Below are 19963 nucleotides of genomic sequence, written 5' to 3'. Positions count from 1 at the left end.
CATCGTGCTCGGCTTGCGGGCCACGGGTGATTTGAGGGCGGAGGGGTTGAGGTAGTGATCGAGGGCGCGGTTAGCGGCGTCGTGGAATTTTTTTGAATCGTTGGATTCGTAGGGCGAAACGTTCTCGGTTTCTGGAGGATTGGGTGTGGCTTTGAACATGGTGACGCTCCGAATGAAAGGTTTAGCTGCCACGATCGCTGCGACGCGATTTGAAGGAGGCAGCTGTACGCGGGGTCGCAGACCGAGCCATTCGGAAACCCGGCATACCCGAAGGTATCCCGCGCACAGCCACCATTAAACCAAACGACTAGCACCGAAGCGCTCCGGTTTGGGCCGGCGATTATGCACCAAATGAGCTGAACTGAACGGACTGCGACGCCCGGTCGCTGATGTGCAGCGACCCCCAAAGCCTATCCACCCCATTTCCGAGCGACAACCTTCAAAACCTGTCGGAATCTTCCGTTTCAATCACTGCGCTTGTAGGACGCTCAAGCCGCCTCCGAATAAAAATCCAGCACGCTCACCCCCGTCAGCAAATCCGTTTCCGGCAAATCCGCATGTTGATGCCCACCCAGCGCGCAATACACCAGCCAATGCCGGTCCTGAACGTTGAAGGCGAGGCTGCCGACTAAGGTTTGTTGTTCGTCGCTTTGGGCAATGAGGTAGAGGCGGTCCTGGTTTTCGGCGTGGAGCATGACGGAGTCCGTGTCGGTTTCGAGGGGCGACAGACTGGCGGATTCAGATGACGGTGCCATGACACAGGACAGCAATCGGCTAAATGGTTTCGTTATTTGTCGGAAAGCCGGGGCAGGTTGGGGCAGTTTCGGTAGAATCCGCGCCGTGGTCGTCGGTCCGGCGTCTGCTACACCGGTTTGCCTGAGGTTTGTGATGTCGCTGCAATTGATTTCGCTTCTTACTGCTCATCCCGCCAAATTGATCAATTTGCTGGCCTTGCTGTTCGCCTTCCCGGGCGGCTGGTTGCTGCACGCCACCCGTCGCCGCGAACAGCGCGCCCTGGCCAGTATCGAGGCGCAGCGCCAAAGTCGTCCCAGCGAAGAGCCAACACTGGATTGGGCGACCCTGCGCATGAACCGTTTTTTCTACCGCTTCGGTTTCGCCTGCCTCGGGATGGCTTTGCTGGTGTCGTGGATCAGTACTCGCGTCTGAAAATCTGACATAAGACCCTGTGGCGAGGGAGCTTGCTCCCGCTGGGCTGCGAAGCGGCCCCAAACCAGTCACCCTGGTAGTGTCAGATGCACCGCGAGCGCTGACTTTACGACTGCTGCGCAGCCGGGCGGGAGCAAGTACAGTGCCTGACTGTCCTGTCGCATCAAGACAAACAAAAACGGCGCCCGAAGGCGCCGTTGTCATATCCAGCCAAAATCGCTTAAAGCGGCAACCCGGCCTTGACCCGATACTGATTGCGCACCGGCGTCGCATATTGCAGCACCAGGAACGGACGATGCTCCTCAGGGCAAGCCTCCAGCCGGCGCTGCCATTCTTCCTGAGCCTTGGCCAGTTCGTCCGCCGCAAACACCTCGGCCGCTTTCGGCACCGGCAATTGCGGGTCGGCGTCCTTCCACTGCGCATAGGCCAGGTAGTGCACCGGGAACAACCGGTAACCACCAAGAATCTGCTTGTCCATTTCGATCGCCAATTGCTTGGTATCTTCGAACAATTCGGTGATCGGCGCGGCGAAGTTCACATGGACCCGGCCTTTGTAACCGGTGATACCTTTGGCGATGCTCACGTCATCCTCGCCCGGCACCTTGGTGTAGCTGCCGGTGGTGGCGCGGATGTACAGTTCGCGCGCCTTGGCCTGGTCGCACGGGTCGTATTCGTAGCTGATCGACACCGGGGTGAGGTTCAGCGAGCGGATGACTTCGCCGAACGGCTCGTCCTTGCGGCTCATGTGGAACATCTTGAGGATCGCCGACTCGGTACGGTCGTCGCCGTCTTTGGCCCGGCCTTCAGCCTGGGCGATCCAGATCGAGGCGCAGTCGTTGCGGATCGAGTGGTTGATGTACGCCGACAACAGCTGATACGCCGCCATTTTTTCCCGGCGACCGGTGATCGAGCGGTGCACGATGAAGCTCTTGTTCAGGCGCATCAAATCGCTGACAAAAGGCTTTTGCAGCAAGTTGTCGCCAATGGCAATGCGCGGGGTAGGCAGGCCGGCGTGGTACACGGCGTAGTTGACGAAGGCCGGGTCCATCACGATGTCGCGGTGGTTGGCGATGAACAGGTAGGCGCTGCCGGACTTGAATTGCTCCACGCCGGTGTACGTCACACCGTCCGTGGCACGCTCGATGGTGTGGTCGACGTAAAACTCGACTTTGTCCTGCAAGGTGGCCACCGAGTTGACGTCGGCGAACTCACGGCGCAGCCGATGCGCTATAAGAGGTTTGAGCATCCAGCCGAAGGCACCGGCATAGCGCGGGAAGCGGAAGTGGATGAGGATATCTAGAAACGCCTTGTCGCCGAGCAGCCGGTTCAGCACTGCCGGGACTTCGCTGTCGTCGTAAGGTCGGATGGCATCGAATTCGCCCATCATGCTCTCTTGTTAGAAACGGCTAGGGTAAGTAAAGGTTTTGATCGAAAACCAACGGGGCACGGTCTGAAAAGTTAGCCAGACGAAAATAGCCCTGCAAATAGACCGGCGATTATACGCACAAGTCACTTGGGAGACCGCGATGCTGGAAACAGAGCGCTATGAATGCCCGTATTGCGGTGAAGAATCCGAGGCGGTTCTGGATTTGTCCGGTGGCGATCAGACCTATATCGAAGATTGTCCTGTGTGTTGCCGTCCCATTACTTTTGTCTTGCAGACAGACGGTCATGAATGGTTGCTCGAAGTTCACAGCGAAAACGAGTGAGGGTCTATGCAGCGCATCTACGAACCGGAAAACCTGATGGAAGGCGAACTGCTTCAAAGCATGCTCGCCAGTGAGGGTATCGAGGCGCATCTGGCAGGCCGGGATTTGATCGGCGGCACCGGGGAATTGCCGATATTCGGCCTGTTGGGTTTATCGGTCGATAACGACCAGGCCGAATACGCCCGGGAGCTGATCACCGCGTACAATGCCGCGCTGCCGCTGTCCGGCGATGAACCGGAGAGTTTTCCCGGCACGCTGGTCTGTTAGGCTGACGTTCGTTTGATCAAGAGTCGTATTGCCCCATGTGTGGACGTTATGCCCTGTTTCGCTGGAACCCCGCCTTCGCGGCCCTGCCCGGATTCCCCGCCGATCAGCAGGCCCAGTGGAATATCTCCCCCAACGATTCGGTGTTAATGCTGCGTGCCGGCGCAGACGGGCAACGTGAGTTGGCCCGCGCCCGCTGGGGTCTGACGCCGCCGTGGCTGACCGACCTGTCCCGCACCCCGGCCCATGCCCGCGCCGAAACCGTTGCCGAACAGCCGATGTTTCGCGAAGCCTTGCGCCTGCGTCGTTGCCTGCTACCAGCCAATGGTTTCTATGAATGGCGCGGCACTACCCGCAAACGTCCGTACTGGCTGACCCCGGGGGAGGGCTCGGCGCTGTTCTTCGCGGCGATCTGGGAGGCGTATCCGGTGCAGGAGCAGGTGTGGTTGAGTACGGCGGTGATCACCCAGCCGGCCTCGAGTCAGCGTCGCCCGTTGATTCTCGATGCGGCGGGGCAGCAAGCCTGGCTCGACCCCGAAACGCCGTTGCATGCCTTGCAGGCGTTGCTGGCCAGTGAGCCCGCGGCGTTGCGCGAGCGGGTGCTGGCGAATCTAGTGAATGATCCGAAGCTTAATGGGCCGGAGTGTTTGACTCCGGGTTGATGAGTTGTCTGTGCTGACGCCTTCGCGAGCAAGCCCGCTCCCACATTTGATCTTCAGTGTTCACAAATAGTGTGTTCACAGAAAATCCCTGTGGGAGCGGGCTTGCTCGCGAAGGGGCCCTTTGATCAAACCTTGAACTGATTGATCAACCGCCGCTGCTGTTCCGCCAACTTGGTCAAATCCGCACTGGCCGCACTCGATTCATCCGCTCCGCCGGCCACTTCATTGGCCACTTGCCCGATGTTGATCACGTTACGGTTGATGTCGTCCGCCACCGCGCTCTGTTCCTCGGCGGCGCTGGCGATCTGGGTGTTCATGTCGTTGATCACCGACACCGCCTGGGTAATGGTTTCCAGCGCCTCGGCCGCTTTCGCCGCGTGCTGCACACTTTCGTCAGTGCGGTTCTGGCTGTCTTCCATGACCCGCACCACATCGCGGGTGCCTTGCTGCAGGTGCTGGATCATGGTCTGGATTTCCTCAGTGGCCTTCTGGGTTTTCTGCGCCAGGTTGCGCACTTCATCGGCCACCACTGCAAACCCACGACCCTGCTCACCGGCACGGGCGGCTTCGATGGCCGCGTTCAAGGCCAATAGATTGGTCTGCTCGGCGATGCCGCGGATGGCCGTCAGGATCGCGTTGATGTTTTCGCTGTCCTTGGCCAGGGTCTGCACCACGCCGACGGCTTTGCCGATTTCCACCGCCAAAACGCCAATCGAATTCGACGTATCCCGGACGATTTGCATGCCTTGCGCCGCTGCCTGATCCGCATGGCTGGCGGCTTGCGCGGCCTGGGTCGCATTGCGCGCGACATCCTGGGCGGTGGCGGTCATTTCATGCACGGCGGTCGCGACCTGATCGATCTCGGCCATTTGTTTGTGCACACCAATGTTGGTGCGGATGGCGATGTCGGCGGTGTGTTCCGAGGAATCACTGACGCTCTGCACCGACGTCACCACTTGCGTGATCATCGCCTGCAACTTGGCGAGGAAAGTGTTGAAGCCTTTGGCGATCGAGCCCAATTCGTCGGCGCGGTCACTGGTCAGGCGACGGGTCAGGTCGCCTTCGCCCTGGGCGATATCGTCGAGCATCGCCACCATTTGCTTGAGCGGGCGAGCAATGCCGTGGCCCACCAGCCAGATCACCAACAAACCGATACCGGCGATCAACAGGCCGACCATGGCCATGCCAAAGGTGTCGGATTTGCGCTGTGCGTCCAGATCACCCTGAAGCTTTTGCAGGTCCGCCATCACCGCATTCAGTGGCAGCTGCAGCATCAAGGTCCAGCGGGCGTCGGTCTGGCCGATGCCGAAGGGCAGGTACAGCTCGATCCGGCCCTGGGCCTTGTCGACGGTGTAAGTGACTTCGCCGCGCTTGAGATTGGCCATGTTGGCAATCTGCTTGCTGTCGAGAATGTCGCTGACTTTCTCGCCGAATTTGCTGGGGTCTTTGGTGTAGGCGACGATCCGGCCGTTACCGCCGATCAGGGCCATTTCACCGGCGCCGCTGTACAGTTTCTGATTCGCCCCCAGGAGCATTTCCTGGATGAAGTTCACTGACAGGTCGGCGCCGACGATGCCCTGGAATACGCCATTGAGCATGATCGGTTCAATGAAAGAAGCGAGCATGACGATCTTGTCGCCGACCTTGTAGGGCGCCGGATCGATCACGCAAGATTTTTTGGTTTCCTTGGAGCACAGGTAGTACTCGCTGGCGCGCACGCCGGTGGACAGGGTTTTCTGGTCGTCGACGTCCACCAGTTTGTCCAGGCCCAGGCTGCCGTCTTCATTGCGGAACCACCACGGCAGGAAACGGCCGTTGCTGGCGTCGATACCGACTATTGGAGTGTCGATGTAGGCCGCATCGTTGTGGTCGAGTGCGTTTTTTTCCCAGCCGATGTAGGTGCCGAGAATTTTCGGGTTGCGAGCCACGTTTTCCTTGATCAAGTTGATCAGTTGCTCACGGCTCAGGCTTAACTGTGGCTGACCATCGGCGCCCGGGGTACCGATCAACGCGTTGACCCGCACCAGGCCACCGGCGATCAGCAGCGGTGCTTCGAGTTCGCGCTGGATCTGGCTGACCTGGGTTTGCGCCAGCGAGGTCAGGCGCTGTTCGATGACTTGTTCGAACTGCGCCTGGGTCCGTTGCTGGACCATGTCTTGGGTCCGGGCGCCGGAAAACAGCGCATACAGCACCAGGGCTGCAACGACGCTGAGCACAATGGCGCCGGCCAGGGCGGCAACGGAAAACTGGATCGACTTGAATTTCATGGGTGCTCCGCACGCAAGAGGACGTCTGCGGTGCTGTATCGGCAGGAAGCTGGAAGGTCATGAACGATGCATGACGAATTGGCTGTTTTGGAGTGCTGGATGTCGCAAATGAATCACTGCTGGCCGTGAGCGGCCGTTGTGGGCGCTGTTATGTGAAATTTTTCCTACGGTGATAAGGGCTTTGTCTGAAATGTACGTGCTACACGTCCGTTGTATCTGGCGCCGATACAAATCCCCACCTAGGATACGCGGCATGTTTCCAGGGAGCTTCTTGATGAATAAGACATTGGTTTTGTGTGCACTGAGCGCAGGTCTGCTGCTCGCCGGTTGTCAGTCGGTCAACACCACTAGCGGTGGGGCCGTGGGCGTTGAGCGCAAGCAATACATGTTCAGCATGTTGTCGACCTCTGAGGTCAACCAGATGTACGCCCAGTCTTATCAAAAGACCGTCGGGGAGGCGAGCAGCAAAGGCGTGCTGGACAAAACCAGTAACAGTGCCAAGCGCGTCCAGGCGATCTCCAGTCGCCTGATTGCCCAGGCGCCGGTGTTCCGTCCGGATTCGGCCCAGTGGCAATGGGAAGTGAACCTGATCAAGAGCGACGAGCTGAATGCCTCCTGCGGGCCTGGCGGCAAGATCTTTTTCTACACCGGGCTGATCGACACCTTGCAACTCACCGACGACGAAATCGCCGCCATCATCGGCCATGAAATCGCTCACGCCTTGCGCGAGCACGGTCGCGAAGCGATGTCCAAGGCCTACGGTATCGAAATGGCCAAGCAGGGTGCTGGCGCGTTGTTCGGCCTGGGCGAGGGTGGCCTGGCTCTGGCGGACACCGTGGCGAAATACGGCATGACCTTGCCCAACAGTCGCGAGAATGAAAATGAGGCAGACCTGATCGGCCTCGAATTGGCGGCCCGTGCCGGTTACAACCCGAACGCCGCGATCACCCTGTGGAACAAAATGAGCAAAGCCTCGAATGGCGCACCGCCAGAATTCTTGAGCACTCACCCGGCGTCGACCAGTCGGATTGCTGCCTTGCAGGCGGCGATTCCGAAGGTGATGCCGTTGTACGAGAAAGCATCGAAATCCTGATAGATATGTGTTGATGCCGCTGACGCCTTCGCGGGCAAGCCCGCTCCCACAGGGGATTTTCTGTGAACACATTATTTGTGAACACTGAAGATCAAATGTGGGAGCGGGCTTGCTCGCGAAGAACGATAACGCGGTCTAACGACCTACCGCGTCAAACCCACCCACTGCTCTGCATCGCCTTGTACACCGCAACAATCGCCAGGATCAGGAACGCCGACGCCGCCAGGCGACGGATCAGGGTCAAGGGCAGTTTGTCTGCCGCAAAATTACCTGCCAGTACCACTGGCACGTTAGCAATCAACATCCCGGCGGTTGTGCCGATGATCACCAGCCACAGGTCCGGGTATTGTGCAGCGAGCATCACGGTTGCGACTTGGGTCTTGTCGCCCATTTCCGCGAGGAAGAACGCAATCAGGGTGGTCAGGAACGGCCCGAATTTGCGGGCGGTGCTGGCTTCGTCTTCGTCCATCTTGTCCGGCACCAGCGTCCACAGGGCCGTGGCGGTAAAGCTCGCGGCGAGGATCCAGTGCAACGTCGCATTCGAGAAGAAACTGCCGAACCAGGCGCCTACCGCGCCGGCGGCCGCATGGTTGGCCAGGGTCGCGGCGACGATGCCGGCGATGATTGGCCAGGGTTTGCGAAAGCGGGCGGCAAGAATGAGCGCGAGCAGTTGCGTCTTGTCGCCGATTTCGGCCAAGGCAACGATTGCGGTGGGAACGAGTAGAGAGTCCAACATCATCAGGGTTTTCCTAAGGGGCGGGTCGACACGGCTATGACACGTACAGCCTTCCCGCCCCGGGTAAGGTGTTCGTGTCATAGGTCTTGTCAAACCCTGCGATCCGTCTGATGCGGACGCTTGGGTCGCATACGCCATGGTCTTTTGACCAAGTATGTTGACGTATGCCGGACGAGCATGGCGCTCGTGGGAGACTACTCCCCTAGGACGGAGCGGATTCTGCCTAGGCAAATCCGATTGGGCAAGCCCCAATGTCGGTAGTCAGGTTGCAGAACCTGTGGGAGCGTGGCTTGCCCGCGAAGAACGATAACGCGTAATACCTGAAAAACCGCGGTGCATTCTTCGCGGGCAAGCCACGCTCCCACAAGGATCTTCGTCGCTCTGGGGCAAGCGCTGTTTTTCGAAAGTGTTTTCAGCCGCGCTTGGCCCGGTAGATTCGGAAACCCTGTCCTTCAGCCTTGATTGCACATACGCCCAAGTGCTCTTCGATCAGCGGTTGATACTTCAGGAAGCTGTTCGCTACCAGCCGAAGTTCGCCGCCGTTTTTCAGATGTTTAGCCGCTTTTCGCAGCAAGTTCTCGGTGGCGAAGTAATCGGTGTGTACGCCGACATGGAACGGTGGGTTGCTCAGAATCGCGCTCAAACCCATGGGCGCGGCATCGATGCCGTCACCGGTCATCACCTCCGCGTCCAGGCCGTTGGCGGCCAGGGTCAGGCGACTGCTGGCAGCAGCAAACGCATCCACATCGAGCAGGGTGACCTGGTTGTGCGGATAACGCCGCTTGACCGCCGCCCCCAACACACCCGCGCCGCAACCGAAGTCCAGCAAGTGGCCGCTGGGCAGTTTGTCCAGATGTTCCAGCAACAGGGCGCTGCCGCGATCCAGTCGACCGTGGCTGAACACGCCCGGCAGGCTGATGACTTTCAATGGGCCTTCGGCCAGTGGCAGTTCGTAGGTCTGTGCAAGGCTTTCCAGTGACTTGGCTTCTGGTGCATTGGCCACGGTGACTTGCCAGAGCTGGCAATGCCGTGCGCTGTCGAGCTTGCGGGGTTTGCCGAAGGGGTTCAACTGCTTGGCCGCGCCTTCGATACCACTACGTTTTTCGCCCACCAGGTACAACTCACGGCCAGCCAAACGAGAGGCGAGGGCGTTGAGGATGTAGTCGGTCAGGTCTTTGGACTTGGGCAGAAACACCACGGCACTGTCGAACTCGCGCTCCGGTGCATTCACGCCGAAATGGCTGCGCTCGGCGAAACGGGCGTCCAGCGCTGTTTGATCGCCGGCGTGCCAGCACCAACCATGGGCATCGGGCAAGCGGCCCAGCAAATCATCGGCGGGCAAACCGGCCAGCAACACCGAACCCTGGAATAACTCGGCCTGACGAAGCAGTACTTCACTGCGCGGATCCATACTCTGCTCCTGGAAAAAAAGTGCCGCAGTTTATCAACTGACGACCCGCAGCGCTTGACCGCTGAAGTAGCCGCGGGCGTTTTCGGTCAACTGGCCAACGATTCGCTGCCGCGCCTCGCGACTGCCCCAGGCGTTGTGCGGGGTGACGATCAGCCGTGGAATATCCTGGGCCAGCAGCGGATTGCCCGCCGTGGGTGGTTCGACGCTCAACACGTCGGTGGCCGCGCCGCCCAGATGACCGTTGCGCAGGGCATCGGCCAATGCTTGCTCGTCAATCAAGCCACCGCGCGCGGTGTTGACCACGAAGGCCCCGGGTTTCATCGAGGCCAGTTCGCGGGCGCCGATAAAGTGGCGAGTGTGTTCGTTGAGTGGGCAGTGCAGGGTCAGGGCGTCGATTTGCGGCAGCAGCTCATCCAGCGGCAAACGATCCGGTCGGGCAGGACGCCCCGGAATCTGCCCCAGCATCACGCGCATGCCGAACGCCTCGGCCAACCGCGCCACGGCACTGCCCAGTTCACCGTGGCCAAGCAGGCCGAGGGTTTTGCCTTCGAGTTCGACGATTGGATAGTCCAGCAGGCAGAACTGTTTTGCCTGTTGCCAGCGACCTTCGGCGACCGCCTTCTGATAATCGGCCAGGCGCGTCGCCAGATTCAGCAACAACATGATCGTATGCTGAGCCACAGACGGCGTACCGTAACCCTGGCAGTTGCAAACGGTGATTCCGTGGGCGCGGGCGGCGGCGAGGTCGACGTTGTTGGTGCCGGTGGCGGTGATCAGGATCAGCTTCAATTCCGGGCTGGCCGCCATGGCCGCTGCGTCGATCACAATCTTGTTGCTGATCGCGACGCTGGCGCTTTTGAGGCGTTCGATCACCTGATCAGGCGTTGTCTGCGCGAACAGCTGCAAGTCGCTGAAGCACTCGCGAAGTGGGTTGAGATCGAGATCGCCGAGGTCCAGGGACGGATGGTCGAGGAAAACGGCGCGGCGAGAGTTCGTCATCAACTGTACCTTTTGTGCATTGAACTGAAGGCGTAATCTGCCGAGCCTACCAGATGAAATAAATGGTTACGCACTGCCTGCCATGACAAAAACCTGTGGCGAGGGAGCTTGCTCCCGCTGGGCTGCGCAGCGGCCCCAACCCAGGCGACCGTGTTTTGTCAGACATACCGTGTCATCCGGTTTACGACTGCTTCGCAGCCGAGCGGGAGCAAGCTCCCTCGCCACAGAGATTGAATTCGTTTCAGAATTGTTGAATTGATCGACCTGCCCCAAAGGAGCACCCCCCCATGTACTGGACAGAGTTCTTGACCGTTGCCCTGATTCACCTGCTGGCCGTCGCCAGCCCCGGCCCGGACTTCGCCGTGGTGGTGCGTGAGAGCGTGACCCACGGGCGCCGTGCCGGAACCTGGACGGCGCTAGGCGTCGGCTCGGCGATTTTTCTGCACGTTGGTTATTCGCTGTTGGGTATCGGGCTGATCGTGTCTCAGTCGATCGTGCTGTTCAACGCCTTGAAATGGGCCGCCGCCGCGTATCTGCTGTACATCGGCTTCAAGGCCTTGCGCGCACAACCGGCCAAACGGGTGGCTGATGACCTGCATCAGGAGGCTGGCGAACGCACCGCGCGGGGCGCTTTCACCTCGGGCTTCGTGACCAATGGCTTGAACCCGAAAGCCACGCTGTTTTTCCTGTCGCTGTTCACCGTGGTGATCAACCCGCACACACCATTGGCGGTACAGGCCGGTTACGGGATTTATCTGGCAGCGGCGACGGCAGTCTGGTTCTGCCTGGTGGCGATGCTGTTCAGTCAACAGCGTGTGCGCGCCGGTTTCGCCCGCATGGGCCACTGGTTCGACCGGACCATGGGCGCAGTGCTGATTGCCATTGGCGTGAAACTCGCGTTCACCGAGATGCATTGATCAAACACTACTCTGCCGAACTGCGCGGTCCCTCGTAGGAGCTGCCGCAGGCTGCGATCTTTTGATCTTCAGCGGTATCGAAGTCGCCCAGGATCAAAAGATCGCAGCCTTCGGCAGCTCCTACAGTCCACATGATGGATCACGAATCCCTGCAAATGCTGGCGTAAAGCTAGCATTTATACGGCTGTGCAAATCATCCCTTTGGCTGATTTGGCTGGCGTTCAAGGGCTCTAGAGTGCTTAGCTTTAGAAACCAAGACCGTGCAGTCAGAAAAGGGACTCTTATGTTGCAGACTCGCGTTATCCCCCCAGCCGAGGGCGCTTACCAGTATCCGCTGTTGATTAAACGGCTGCTGATGTCCGGTGCCCGTTACGAAAAAACCCGCGAGATCATCTACCGCGATCAATTGCGCTACAGCTATCCGACCCTCATCGAGCGGGTCGCGCGGCTGGCCAATGTGCTGACGGCCGCAGGCGTGAAGGCCGGGGATACCGTGGCAGTGATGGACTGGGACAGCCATCGCTACCTGGAATGCATGTTTGCCATCCCGATGATCGGCGCGGTGATCCACACCATCAACGTGCGCCTGTCGCCGGAACAGATTCTCTACACCATGAACCACGCCGAGGACCGCTTCGTGCTGGTCAACAGCGAGTTCGTCGGGCTGTACAAGGCAATTGCCGGGCACCTGACCACCGTGGAGAAAACCCTGCTGTTGACCGACCTGCCGGAAAAAACCGCCGACCTGCCGAACCTGATTGGCGAATACGAGCAATTGCTGGCCACCGCAAGCCCGCAATACGACTTTGAAGACTTCGACGAAAACTCGGTTGCCACCACGTTCTACACCACCGGCACCACGGGTAACCCCAAAGGCGTGTATTTCACCCACCGGCAACTGGTGCTGCACACCATGGGCGTGTCGACCATCATGGGTTCCATCGACAGCGTGCGCCTGCTGGGTACCAACGATGTGTACATGCCGATCACCCCGATGTTCCATGTGCACGCCTGGGGTTTGCCGTATGTAGCGACCATGCTCGGGCTCAAGCAGGTCTACCCCGGTCGTTACGATCCCGAGTATCTGGTGGAGTTGTGGCGCAAGGAGAAGGTGACCTTTTCCCACTGCGTGCCGACCATTCTGCAAATGGTCCTCAATGCCAAAGCGGCGCAAAACACCGATTTCGGCGGCTGGAAAATCGTCATCGGCGGCAGTGCGCTCAACCGTGCACTGTATGAAGCAGCCAAAGCCAAGGGCATTCAGTTGACCGCGGCTTACGGCATGTCGGAAACCGGGCCATTGGTATCGTGCGCGCACCTCAACGATGAGCTGATGGCAGGCACCGAAGACGAACGCACCACCTACCGGATCAAGGCCGGTGTGCCGGGCCCATTGGTCGAGGCGGCGATCGTCGACACCGACGGCAACTTCCTGCCTGCCGATGGTGAGACCCAGGGCGAACTGGTGCTGCGAGCTCCGTGGCTCACCGAGGGCTACTTCAACGAACCGCACAAAGGCGCAGAGCTCTGGGCCGGGGGCTGGTTGCACACCGGCGACGTGGCGACCCTGGACAGCATGGGCGTGATCGACATTCGCGACCGGATCAAGGACGTGATCAAGACCGGCGGCGAGTGGATCTCCTCCCTGGACCTGGAAGACCTGATCAGCCGCCACCCTGCGGTACGCGAAGTAGCAGTGGTGGGCATCGCCGATCCGCAGTGGGGCGAGCGGCCGTTTGCGCTGTTGGTCGTCAGGGAAGGGCATGAGATCGGGGCCAAGGAACTCAAGGAGCACCTCAAGCCGTTCGTTGAGCAGGGGCACCTGAGCAAGTGGGCCATCCCGAGCCAGATCGCCATTGTTACTGAAATTCCCAAGACCAGTGTCGGCAAACTCGACAAGAAGCGCATCCGCGTCGACATCACCGAATGGCAGGCTAACAACAGTACCTTCCTCTCGACGCTTTAAGCGTCATCTGGCGCGCCGAAAACGGCGCGCCAGACCCACCAAGCAAGCGCTTGGCTTGTGAAATCCGAATTTTCAGCCATCCTTGCCGTGCCGACATGTGTCGGACTGGCGAAAGGACTGTTCCAGAGTGGCCGGCAGCTGCAAATCACACTTTAGAGGGATCAAGCACTACTACCTGCTGGCTATAGTCCGCTCAAGGAATTTTTAAGAACGGAGCGCGCACAAAACGGGGCGATGCAACTTTGGCGTGACGTCGGAACCACTTGGCTTCCGGTCACCCACAACGTTTTTAAAAGTACTCAGCCATAACAATAATGCACATGGAGTAGCGTCGATGACATCAGTAAACCAGTTCTGGCGCCGGGCGAAACTGCCCCTGGCGGTCAGTCTTGCCTCTTCGCTCGCCGGGCCTGCATTCGGCGTCAGTTTCAACGTCGGTGAGATCGAGGGTCAATTCGACTCATCCCTGTCGATCGGGGCCAGTTGGTCTACTCAGAGCCCGAACAAGAACCTTATCGGCGTCAATAACGGGGGCCACGGCCTGTCCCAGACGTCTGATGACGGTCACAACAACTTCAAGAGCGGCGAAACCTTCTCGAAGATCTTCAAGGGCATCCATGACCTTGAATTGAAATACGGCGACACCGGTGTCTTCGTCCGGGGCAAATACTGGTACGACTTCGAGCTCAAGGATGAAAGCCGCGAGTTCAAAGACATCAGCGACAGCAACCGCAAAGAGGGCGCCAAGTCCTCCGGTGGCCAGATCCTCGACGCCTTCGTCTACCACAACTACGCCATCGCCGATCAGCCGGGTTCCGTGCGTCTGGGCAAGCAGGTCGTGAGCTGGGGGGAAAGTACTTTCATCGGCGGCGGCATCAACTCGATCAACCCGATTGACGTGTCCGCGTTCCGTCGTCCTGGCGCCGAGGTCAAGGAAGGCCTGATCCCGGTCAACATGTTCTATGTGTCCCAGAGCCTGACCGACAACCTGTCGGCCGAAGCGTTCTATCAGCTGGAATGGGACCAGACGGTTGTCGATAACTGCGGTACCTTTTTCTCCCAGCCGGACATCATTGCCGACGGTTGCGACAATAACCTGCGCGTGCTGAACAAGCGCTCGACCATTCCGGCCATCGCATTGGGCCCATTGGCCAACGCGGGCGTCGACGTCAACGAAGAAGGTGTACTGGTGCGTCGTGGTCCTGACCGCGATGCGCGGGACAGCGGCCAGTGGGGCGCGTCCTTGAAGTACATGTTCGATCCGCTCGACACCGAGTTCGGCGCGTACTTCATGAACTACCACAGCCGGGCGCCGATCTTCAGCGCCACAGGTGCTCCGCAATCGATCTACAACGGCGTGGCAGCTTTGCCGGCGGCGTTCCGTGCGCTGGGGCCGCTGGTGGTCGCCGGTAATTCCGAGTACTTCGTCGAGTACCCGGAAGACATCCGTCTCTACGGCTTGAGCTTCTCCACCACGCTGCCTACCGGTACGGCGTGGAGCGGTGAGATCAGCTACCGTCCGAACGCGCCAGTGCAGCTCAACTCCACCGACATCCTGTTTGCCGGCGTACGCCCATTGGGCGGTGCCTTGGCCAACGCTTCGCTGCTCCCCGGTGTACCGGGTCAGGATTTGCACGGCTATCGCCGCAAAGAAATCACCCAGTTCCAGACCACTCTGACGCACTTCTTCGATCAGGTCATGGGCGCCAGCCGTCTGACCCTGGTGGGCGAAGTGGGCGTGACCCATGTTGGCGGCCTGGAAAGCAGCTCCGAAATCCGTTACGGCCGTGACCCGGTCTACGGTCCTGGTGAACTGCCGGCTACCGGCGGCCTCAACACCTGTTCGGCGATCCTCAACACCAGCACCATCAACGGTGCCGGCGCGGGTACTGCAACCAACAACCGCAGCCGTAATTGCGAAGACGAGGGCTTCACCACGGCGATGTCGTGGGGTTATCGCGGTCGCGCGATCTGGGAATACAACGACGTATTCGCCGGTGTGAACCTCAAGCCGAACGTGGCCTGGTCCCACGACGTGAGCGGTTACTCGCCTGGCCCTGGCGGCAACTTCGAGGAAGGTCGTAAAGCGGTGAGCCTGGGTGTCGATGCCGAATACCAGAACACCTACACCGCGAGCCTGGCGTACACCAACTTCTTCGACGGCAAGTACACCACCGTGGATGATCGCGACTTCGTTGCGCTCAGCTTCGGCGTGAACTTCTAAGCACTGTATTTTCAGGACGAACACATTTATGAAAATAACAAAGAGTCTGTTCCACGTTGGCGTTCTGGGGCTGTCGCTGCTGGCAACCGGTGTCATGGCGGCGGTTCCTGCGGCCGAAGCGGACAAGCTGGGCAAGAGCCTGACCCCGATGGGCGCCGAGATGGCGGGTAACGCCGACGGTTCGATCCCGGCCTGGAAACCCATGCCGAAAAACGCCGGTAGCGTGGACAGCAAGGGTTTTCTGTCTGATCCGTTCGCGAGTGAAAAACCGCAGTTCACCATCACCGCGCAGAACGTCGACCAGTACAAGGACAAGCTCGCGCCGGGCCAGTACGCGATGTTCAAGCGTTACCCGGAAACCTTCAAGATGCCGGTCTACCCGTCCCATCGCGGTGCCACCGTGCCGGACGAAGTGTTCGCCTCGATCAAGAAGAACGCCACCAACACTAACCTGGTGTCCGGTGGCAACGGTCTGGAAAACTTCGAAACCGCGATCCCGTTCCCGATTCCGAAAAGTGGCGTTGAGGTCATCTGGAACCACATCACCCGTTATCGCGGCGGCAGTGTGACCCGTCTGATAACCCAGGCCACACCGCAGCCGAACGGCTCGTTCAGCCTGGTGTACTTCGAGGACCAGTTCGTGTTCCGCGACAAAATGAAGGATTACGACCCGAAAAATCCGGGCAACATCCTGTTCTACTTCAAACAGAAAGTGACCGCGCCGGCGCGTCTGGCCGGTGGTGTGCTGCTGGTACACGAAACCCTCGACCAGGTTAAAGAACCGCGTTCGGCGTGGGTCTACAACGCCGGGCAACGCCGTGTGCGTCGTGCGCCGCAAGTGTCCTATGACGGGCCGGGTACCGCTGCCGATGGCCTGCGTACCTCCGACAACCTGGACATGTACAACGGTGCGCCGGATCGCTATGACTGGAAGCTCGAAGGCAAGAAAGAGATGTACATCGCCTCCGACAGCTACAAGCTCGATTCGCCACAACTGAAGTACGCCGACATCATCAAGGCTGGTCACATCAATCAGGACCTGACTCGCTATGAACTGCGTCGGGTCTGGCATGTGGTCGCGACCCTGAAGGAAGGTCAGCGTCACATCTACGCCAAACGTGACTTCTACATCGACGAAGACACCTGGCAGGCAGCGGTGGTCGACCACTACGACGGTCGCGGACAACTGTGGCGTGTCGCCGAGGCTCACTCCGAGAACTACTACGACAAGCAAGTGCCGTGGTACGCCCTCGAAACCTTGTACGACCTGCAATCGGGCCGCTACCTGGCCCTGGGCATGAAGAACGAAGAGAAGTCGGCATATAACTTCGGCTTCACTGCCAGCACCGCAGACTTCACGCCGGCAGCATTGCGTCAGGAAGGCGTTCGCTAATACGGTGTAACCCGAGGCCGCATCCTCGAAAAACGCCCCGACTGGTTCGGGGCGTTTTTTTATCGGCATTTTGTATCAGAGCGCACTTGTTAACGTGGGGGGGCGCGAAACAGTCGATGACTGTGATGGCCCTTTCGCGAGCAAGCCCGCTCCCACATTTGATCTTCGGTGGACATACAAATCTGTGAGCAATGGAGATCCAGTGTGGGAGCGGGCTTGCTCGCGAAGGGGGCGACACGGTCTGTCGAAAAGCTTGGCAATTTCTGTTCGTAGTCTTTTTGTAGCCATTTGTAGCAATAACCTTCAATAGCTCTTCGTTTACCGCTAGGCTGCGGACATCTGTAACGCCGCCATCAGCCTTTCAAACAAGAGCCGGCCATGACTGATCTGTCTCCATTTCCGGGCCCTGCAAGCGTTGCCGTCGCCACATTGGACGGGCGCTTTTTCCGGCCTCCGCTGCCCGATGGCCATGTGCTGCGGCCGCGTTTGTGCGAGCGTCTGAGCGCCGGCCTCGGTGGCAGGCTATTGCTGGTCAGCGCGCCAGCGGGGTTCGGCAAGAGTTCATTAGCGGTGGAGTTTTGCCAAGGGTTGCCGGGTCACTGGCAAAGCCTGTGGTTGGGGTTGAGTCTTCGGGACAGCGATCCCGGTCGTTTTCTTGAGCGCCTGCTCGAAGGTCTTCAGGAATATTTTCCGCAACTGGGCCGCCAGGCGCTGGGGCTGCTGAAAATGCGCCAACGTCATCAGCCGTTCGCCTTCGAAGAATGGCTGGACGGTTTGCTCGATGAACTGGCTGTGCACCTTTCACCCGCTACGCCGCTGTTACTGGTGCTCGATGACTATCATCTGGCCCAGGGCCCGGTGCTTGATCGTTGCCTGCAATTTTTTCTCAATCATTTACCCGATGGCCTGCTGGTCATGGTCACCAGTCGGCAACGTCCCGATTGGCATCTGGCACGCCTGCGACTGTCGCGGCAACTGCTCGAGTTACATGAACAGGATCTTCGACTGACCCACGATGAAACCCTGAGCCTGCTTGATCGGCACAGCATTTCATTGCGTGGCGAGGCGCTGGAGAGTTTGATCCAGCGCAGCGAAGGCTGGGTGGCCGGGCTGCGCTTCTGGTTGCTGGCGGCCTCCGAGGCGGGCAGCGAGGGCGCGTTGCCCCAATCGCTGTACGGTGGAGAAGGGCTGATTCGCGATTACCTGCTCGAAGAAGTGATCGATTGCCTGCCCGCCGAGGTGCAGTCGTTCCTGTACGAGACCGCACCCCAAGAGCGCTTTTGCAGCGAGTTGTGCGACGCCGTGCGCGAAGCCCATGACAGTGCCGAGATCCTGCGTTTCCTGCTGGCGCATCAGGTGTTTCTGGTGCCGCTGGACGAACACGGTCACTGGTATCGCTATCACCACCTGTTTTCCGACCTGCTGCGCAGCCGGCCCACCGCCCAGGCGATAGTGCCGACGGCCAGCCTGCATCTGCGTGCCTGCCGCTGGTTCAACTCTCAAGGGTTACTCGATGAGGCGGTGGAGCAGGCGTTGCGTGCCGGGCATCTGGACGTTGCGGCGAATCTGGTGCAAAACCTCTCTGAAGAACAACTGCTGGCCGAGCAGAACGTCGGCATGCTGCTGCGCTGGAAAATGGACCTGCCCGACAGCCTGCTGATCAGCACACCACGGCTGATCGTGCTCTACAGCTGGGCGTTGGGGCTGGCTTGCCAGCTGGACGCCGCCGAGGAGCTGGCCAGCCATTTGAGCCACTTCTTGCCAGCGCCGTCGGCTACTGCGCAAAAATCCATGCTGGCGCAATGGCTGGCCCTGAGCGGCATCATCGCCCGGGGCCGAGGCAATCGCGAGCTGACGTTGCGCTATTGCACCGAAGCGCTGGAGAGCCTGCCGGCCAAACGCTATGGGCAACGCCTGATGTGCCTCTCTACATTGTCGAACCTGGCCATTGCCGACAGCGACCTCTGGCGTGCCCGGGAGTTGAATCGTGAGTCCCTTGAACTGGCACAACGAGTCGGCAATCCATTGTTCGAGGCGCTGGCCCATTACGACCGCGCCCGTGTGCTGCAGGCGCGTGGGGAGATTCTTCGCTCACTGGATGAAGTCCGCCAAGGGCTGCAACGCCTGCAAGGCTTATCCCAGCAACGGCTGTACGCAGTGCGCGCGCGGCTGATTTTATACGAGGGATTTTTGCTGGCTCTGCGCTTGCAACCCCAAGCTGCGCGGGCACGTTTGCAAGCAGGGTTGGGCGAAGCCCGGGCCTGTCGCGACATCAGCGTGCTGATCGGCCATTGCGTGATCGCACGGCTGGATGGCCACAACGGCGAATTCGCAAAAGCCTTCGCCGAACTCGCCGAGGCCGAGCGCCTGATGCACATCTGGGATGTCCCGCCGATTTACTACCTGGCGATGATCACTCTGGTCAAATGCGAACTCTGGCTGGCCCAGGGCCGCACCGACCTCGCCGAAGCCTGGCTCACGCGATTGGGTCAGACTTACAACGGCGAGCATCCGGCGGCCCCCCCGGAGTTCCATCCGCAACTGCCGCTGCACATTGAACTGCAACAGGCGGTGCTGGACATGATGAAGGGCCAGCCCATGCTCGCCGAAGGGCGATTGAATGCGTTGCATGAACACGGTCAGCACAGCGGCCGGCAGATGCTCAGCGTGATGGCGCTCAGTCAGAAAATCATGCTGTTGCTGGCGGGCGGGCGCGAATCCGAGGCGCGCAAGGCGCTGGCCCAGGCTTTGGAAGCGGCCGCCGGAGGCGTCCTGCAACCGTTTGATCCATTGCTGGCCGAGCACTCGGACTGGCTGCGCGGGCAACTCCAACTCTGTGCACCGACGGCCGTTTCGCAAAGTCTCTCGGAAAAACTTCCAGCCATGGCCTCTCGGCCGGTGGTGGAATCATCGCCAGCTGCCGAACAGCTCAGTACGCGTGAACTGGCCGTTCTGCGACTGATCGCCCAAGGGTGTTCGAACCAGGAAATCAGCGATCAGTTGTTTATTTCGCTGCACACGGTGAAAACCCATGCCAGTCATATCAACAGTAAGTTGGGGGTAGAACGGCGCACGCAGGCGGTGGCGCGGGCAAAGGAGCTGGGGGTGTTGGGGTAACGCATTTTTACGATGTACATGGGGTAAATGGATCAAGG

Annotated in this window: 16 protein-coding genes, 2 pseudogenes and 1 riboswitch; of the genes and pseudogenes, 10 read left to right on the top strand and 8 right to left on the bottom strand. The window is 59.7% G+C overall.

All coding sequences use genetic code 11. The features are described 5' to 3' along the window. Window positions 1-159 (bottom strand): annotated as a pseudogene (locus tag PMI36_RS32485) (DUF6124 family protein); the annotation flags it as partial. A 329-nt stretch (window positions 160-488) separates the two neighbouring features. Beyond that, window positions 489-695 carry a hypothetical protein gene (locus PMI36_RS0129575; RefSeq protein WP_007939788.1) on the bottom strand — a complete coding sequence of 69 codons (207 nt, stop codon included), beginning with the start codon at window positions 693-695 and terminating at the stop codon, window positions 489-491. Window positions 696-888: 193 nt separating this feature from the next. Here PMI36_RS0129575 and PMI36_RS14790 point away from each other — a divergent pair, with 193 nt between their 5' ends. Beyond that, entirely contained in the window at window positions 889-1167 is a 279-nt protein-coding gene (locus PMI36_RS14790; protein ID WP_008072140.1) for a hypothetical protein, read from the top strand. A 220-nt stretch (window positions 1168-1387) separates the two neighbouring features. On the opposite strand, the gene PMI36_RS14795 is transcribed toward PMI36_RS14790, so the two are convergent. Further along, window positions 1388-2551: a 1-acyl-sn-glycerol-3-phosphate acyltransferase gene (locus PMI36_RS14795; protein ID WP_008072139.1), complete on the bottom strand. Its 1164-nt coding sequence runs from the start codon at window positions 2549-2551 to the stop codon at window positions 1388-1390. Window positions 2552-2693: 142 nt separating this feature from the next. Here PMI36_RS14795 and PMI36_RS14800 point away from each other — a divergent pair, with 142 nt between their 5' ends. The 3 genes from PMI36_RS14800 to PMI36_RS14810 are packed head-to-tail and all read left to right on the top strand — an operon-like array spanning window position 2694 to window position 3802. After that, window positions 2694-2876 carry a CPXCG motif-containing cysteine-rich protein gene (locus PMI36_RS14800; RefSeq protein ID WP_007905243.1) on the top strand — a complete coding sequence of 61 codons (183 nt, stop codon included), beginning with the start codon at window positions 2694-2696 and terminating at the stop codon, window positions 2874-2876. Window positions 2877-2882: 6 nt separating this feature from the next. Next, the gene (locus PMI36_RS14805; RefSeq protein ID WP_008072137.1) at window positions 2883-3143 is read left to right on the top strand and encodes a putative signal transducing protein; all 261 of its coding nucleotides are present in this window, start codon (window positions 2883-2885) and stop codon (window positions 3141-3143) included. A 35-nt stretch (window positions 3144-3178) separates the two neighbouring features. Continuing rightward, window positions 3179-3802: an SOS response-associated peptidase gene (locus PMI36_RS14810; protein WP_008072136.1), complete on the top strand. Its 624-nt coding sequence runs from the start codon at window positions 3179-3181 to the stop codon at window positions 3800-3802. A 125-nt stretch (window positions 3803-3927) separates the two neighbouring features. Here the strand turns inward: PMI36_RS14810 and PMI36_RS32480 are convergent, their stop codons facing one another. Both PMI36_RS32480 and PMI36_RS32475 read right to left on the bottom strand, forming a co-directional pair. After that, on the bottom strand, window positions 3928-4671 hold the full coding sequence (locus PMI36_RS32480; protein WP_375539007.1) for a methyl-accepting chemotaxis protein: 744 nt from the start codon (window positions 4669-4671) through the stop codon (window positions 3928-3930). Window positions 4672-4782: 111 nt separating this feature from the next. Then, window positions 4783-4980, bottom strand: a pseudogene (locus PMI36_RS32475) (HAMP domain-containing protein); the annotation flags it as partial. A 1363-nt stretch (window positions 4981-6343) separates the two neighbouring features. Between PMI36_RS32475 and PMI36_RS14820 the strand changes: the two are divergent. Continuing rightward, entirely contained in the window at window positions 6344-7162 is an 819-nt protein-coding gene (locus tag PMI36_RS14820; protein ID WP_032830414.1) for a M48 family metallopeptidase, read from the top strand. A gap of 151 nt (window positions 7163-7313) precedes the next feature. Here the strand turns inward: PMI36_RS14820 and PMI36_RS14825 are convergent, their stop codons facing one another. The 3 genes from PMI36_RS14825 to PMI36_RS14835 all read right to left on the bottom strand — a co-directional run bounded on the left by PMI36_RS14825 (window position 7314) and on the right by PMI36_RS14835 (window position 10308). Next, a complete protein-coding gene (locus tag PMI36_RS14825; protein WP_032830419.1) occupies window positions 7314-7898 on the bottom strand; it encodes a TMEM165/GDT1 family protein in 585 nt (194 codons plus the stop codon). Between the two features lie 91 nt (window positions 7899-7989). Next, window positions 7990-8114, bottom strand: a riboswitch (yybP-ykoY riboswitch). 196 nt (window positions 8115-8310) lie between these two features. After that, entirely contained in the window at window positions 8311-9309 is a 999-nt protein-coding gene (locus tag PMI36_RS14830; protein WP_008072132.1) for a class I SAM-dependent methyltransferase, read from the bottom strand. A 33-nt stretch (window positions 9310-9342) separates the two neighbouring features. After that, window positions 9343-10308 carry a 2-hydroxyacid dehydrogenase gene (locus tag PMI36_RS14835; protein ID WP_008072131.1) on the bottom strand — a complete coding sequence of 322 codons (966 nt, stop codon included), beginning with the start codon at window positions 10306-10308 and terminating at the stop codon, window positions 9343-9345. Window positions 10309-10595: 287 nt separating this feature from the next. Between PMI36_RS14835 and PMI36_RS14840 the strand changes: the two genes are divergently transcribed. The 5 genes from PMI36_RS14840 to PMI36_RS14860 all read left to right on the top strand — a co-directional run bounded on the left by PMI36_RS14840 (window position 10596) and on the right by PMI36_RS14860 (window position 19925). Beyond that, complete coding sequence (locus tag PMI36_RS14840; protein WP_008072130.1) at window positions 10596-11225, top strand: LysE family translocator; 630 nt, start codon at window positions 10596-10598, stop codon at window positions 11223-11225. Between the two features lie 283 nt (window positions 11226-11508). Beyond that, window positions 11509-13191: a fatty acid--CoA ligase gene (locus tag PMI36_RS14845; RefSeq protein WP_008072129.1), complete on the top strand. Its 1683-nt coding sequence runs from the start codon at window positions 11509-11511 to the stop codon at window positions 13189-13191. Between the two features lie 334 nt (window positions 13192-13525). Next, window positions 13526-15415, top strand: coding sequence for a DUF1302 domain-containing protein (locus PMI36_RS14850; RefSeq protein WP_008072128.1), 1890 nt, complete (start codon window positions 13526-13528; stop codon window positions 15413-15415). Window positions 15416-15443: 28 nt separating this feature from the next. Continuing rightward, on the top strand, window positions 15444-16808 hold the full coding sequence (locus PMI36_RS14855) for a DUF1329 domain-containing protein (protein WP_008072127.1): 1365 nt from the start codon (window positions 15444-15446) through the stop codon (window positions 16806-16808). Between the two features lie 378 nt (window positions 16809-17186). Beyond that, window positions 17187-19925 (top strand): LuxR C-terminal-related transcriptional regulator, encoded by a 2739-nt coding sequence (locus PMI36_RS14860; protein WP_008072126.1) that lies wholly within the window; start codon window positions 17187-17189, stop codon window positions 19923-19925. The last annotated feature ends 38 nt before the right edge of the window (window positions 19926-19963 follow it).

Source organism: Pseudomonas sp. GM79 (genome assembly GCF_000282495.1).
Lineage (GTDB): Bacteria > Pseudomonadota > Gammaproteobacteria > Pseudomonadales > Pseudomonadaceae > Aquipseudomonas.
Note: the sequence above shows the minus strand (reverse complement) of the source record. Positions and strands in the feature narration are given on the sequence as shown.